Source organism: Streptosporangium sp. NPDC049248, from assembly GCF_040678965.1.
Classification (GTDB): domain Bacteria; phylum Actinomycetota; class Actinomycetes; order Streptosporangiales; family Streptosporangiaceae; genus Streptosporangium; species Streptosporangium fukuiense.
On record NZ_JBFAQY010000074.1, the window covers coordinates 1 to 2,910 of the forward strand.

Consider the following 2,910-nt stretch of genomic DNA (forward strand, 5'->3'; position numbering starts at 1 on the left):
ACCGGCCACCAGCACACCGACCGCGTGCCGCACCCACACCTCCTGATCACCAGCCCCGGCCGGCCGGGCATGAACGCTCACCTCACGCCGACCCGACTCATCCGGTGTGCTCACCCACACCTGCACCGCCACCGCGTCCCGCTCGCCGAGCACCAGCGGCGCGGTCAGGGTCAGCTCCTCGACCAGATCACAACCGACCTCATCACCCGCCCGCACCACCAACTCCAGGAACCCGGTGGCCGGGAAGACCACCACCCCGCCCACCGCGTGATCGGCCAGCCACGGATGCGACCCCAGCGAGATACGACCGGTCAGCAACACCCCGTCCGAACCGGCCACCTCCACGGCGGCTCCCAGCAGCGGATGGCTCGCGGCCGCGAGTCCCGCCGCCGTCACGTCTCCCACCTGGGAGCCCCCGCCATCGGGCCAGAACCGCTCACGCTGGAAGGCGTAGGTGGGCAGTTCCACCCGGCGAACACCGGGGAACATGGCCGGCCAGCTCACCGGCACCTTACGTACGTACAGGGCGGCCAGCGCCGCCATGATCGTTTTCTGTTCGTCCTGGCCTCCGCGCAGGGCCGCTACCAGCACCACGTCCAGGTCCGCCACCGGACCCGCCTCGGCGTCGCGCGCCGAACCCACAGGCGCGGTCACCCGCGTTACCCCACCGCTGTCCGTGTTCGGGTCGGTGAGCGCGGTGAGGATGTCGTCGGCCATGGCGGTGAGCACCCCGTCGGGGCCCAGTTCCAGATACGCCCGCACCCCCTGGGCCTGCAACGTGCGCACGCCGTCGGCGAACCGGACCGCGCCACGCACCTGCTCCACCCAGTAGTCCGGCGAGCACAGCTGCTCGGCGGTGGCGGTTTCCCCGGTCAGGGTGGAGACCACCGGGATCCGCGGCGGGCCGTAGGTCAGCGTCCGGGCCAGGGCCCGGAAGTCCTCCAGCATCGGCTCCATCAACGGCGAATGGAACGCGTGCGACACCCGCAACCGCTTCGTCCGCACCCCCCGCTCCTCCAAAGCGGCAGCGACCTCAAGAACCGCCTCCTCCACCCCGGAGATCACCACCGAGGCCGGGCCGTTCACCGCCGCGACCGACACCTCACCCTCACGCCCCGCCAGCAGCCCGGCGACCTCCTCCTCGGACGCCCGCACCGCCACCATCGCCCCACCGGCGGGCAACGCCTGCATCAACCGGCCGCGCGCCGCCACCAGCGCACACGCGTCGGCCAGCGACAGCACCCCGGCCACATGCGCCGCGGTGATCTCCCCGATCGAATGCCCCGCCAGCACACCCGGCTCGACACCCCACGAGGACACCAGCCGGAACAGCGCCGTCTCCACCGCGAACAGCGCAGGCTGCGCCCACCCGGTCCGATCCAGCAACCCCGCCTCCGCCGACCCCGGCTCGGCGAACAACACCTCACGCAACGACCCGCCCAGCAGCGAATCCAGCTCCGCGACCACCTCGTCCAACGCCGCCGCGAACACCGGGAACCGCGCGTACAACTCCCGGCCCATCCCCGCCCGCTGACTCCCCTGACCGGTGAACAAGAACGCCGGCTTGGCCCCGCCCCGCCCCGAACCGGTCACCACACCCGGACCCGGCACCCCCTGCGCCACCGCGGCCAGACCCCGCACCAACTCCGTACGCTCAGCACCCACCACCACCGCCCGATACTCAAACGCCGACCGGGCCGTCGCCAGTGACACCCCCACCTCGGCCAACCCCAGACCAGGCGCCCCCTCCACATGCGACAACAACCGAGCCGCCTGTGCCCGCAATGCCACCTCCGACCGCGCCGACACCACCCACGGAACAACCTCGCCGCCGGCCCCACGATCAACCTCACCGACCCCGGCCTCCACCGACACCGGAGACTGCTCCAAGATCACATGCGCGTTGGTACCACTGATCCCGAACGACGACACCGCGGCCCGGCGTGACCGCTCCACCCGAGGCCACGACCGCGCCTCGGTCACCAACTCCACCGCGCCCTCGCTCCAGTCCACGTGCGAGGACGGCTCGTCCACATGCAACGTGCGCGGCACCACGCCCTCGCGCATCGCCATGACCATCTTGATGATCCCGGCCACACCGGCGGCCGTCTGGGTGTGGCCGATGTTCGACTTGATCGACCCGAGCAGCAACGGCTCCACGGCGTCGCGGCCCTGCCCGTAGGTGGACATCAGGGCCCGCGCCTCGATCGGATCACCCAGCCGCGTCCCGGTGCCGTGCGCCTCGACCACGTCGACATCCGACGCCGACAACCCGGCCCCGGCCAGCGCCTGGCGGATCACCCGCTGCTGCGAAGGACCGTTCGGCGCCGTCAACCCATTGGACGCACCGTCCTGATTCACCGCCGAACCCCGCACCACCGCCAGCACCTGATGACCGTTACGCCGAGCGTCCGACAACCGCTCCAACACCAGCACACCCACACCCTCCGACCAGCCGACCCCGTCGGCCGACTCGGAGAACGACCGGCACCGCCCGTCCACCGACAGACCACGCTGCCGGGCGAACCCGATGAAGGTGTTCGGAGTGGACATCACCGTCGCCCCACCCGCCAGCGCCAGCGAGCAATCCCCCGACCGCAGCGCCTGCGCCGCCAGATGCACCGCCACCAGCGACGACGAACACGCCGTGTCCACCGTCACCGCCGGCCCCTCCAACCCCAGCGTGTACGACACCCGGCCCGAGGCCACACTCGGCGCGGTCCCGGTACCTTCGTAGCCCTCGACGGCATCGCGCTGGCCGAGCCCTTCGACCACCTCACCGACGACGGCCTGGTGGACCCGGCCTGCGGCGTTGCCCAGCGCCAGACCGTAATCGTTGTACATCAGACCGGTGAACACCCCGGTCCGGCTCCCCCGCAACGTCCCCGGCTCGATCCCGGCCCGCTCCAC

The 2,910-nt window shown here is 71.6% G+C and carries 1 protein-coding gene; it reads right to left on the bottom strand.

Features of this window, described 5'->3' with window-relative positions:
- Positions 1-2,910, bottom strand: a 2,910-nt coding sequence (locus AB0K21_RS44570; RefSeq protein WP_364159269.1) for a type I polyketide synthase, incomplete at both ends; no start/stop codon positions are given.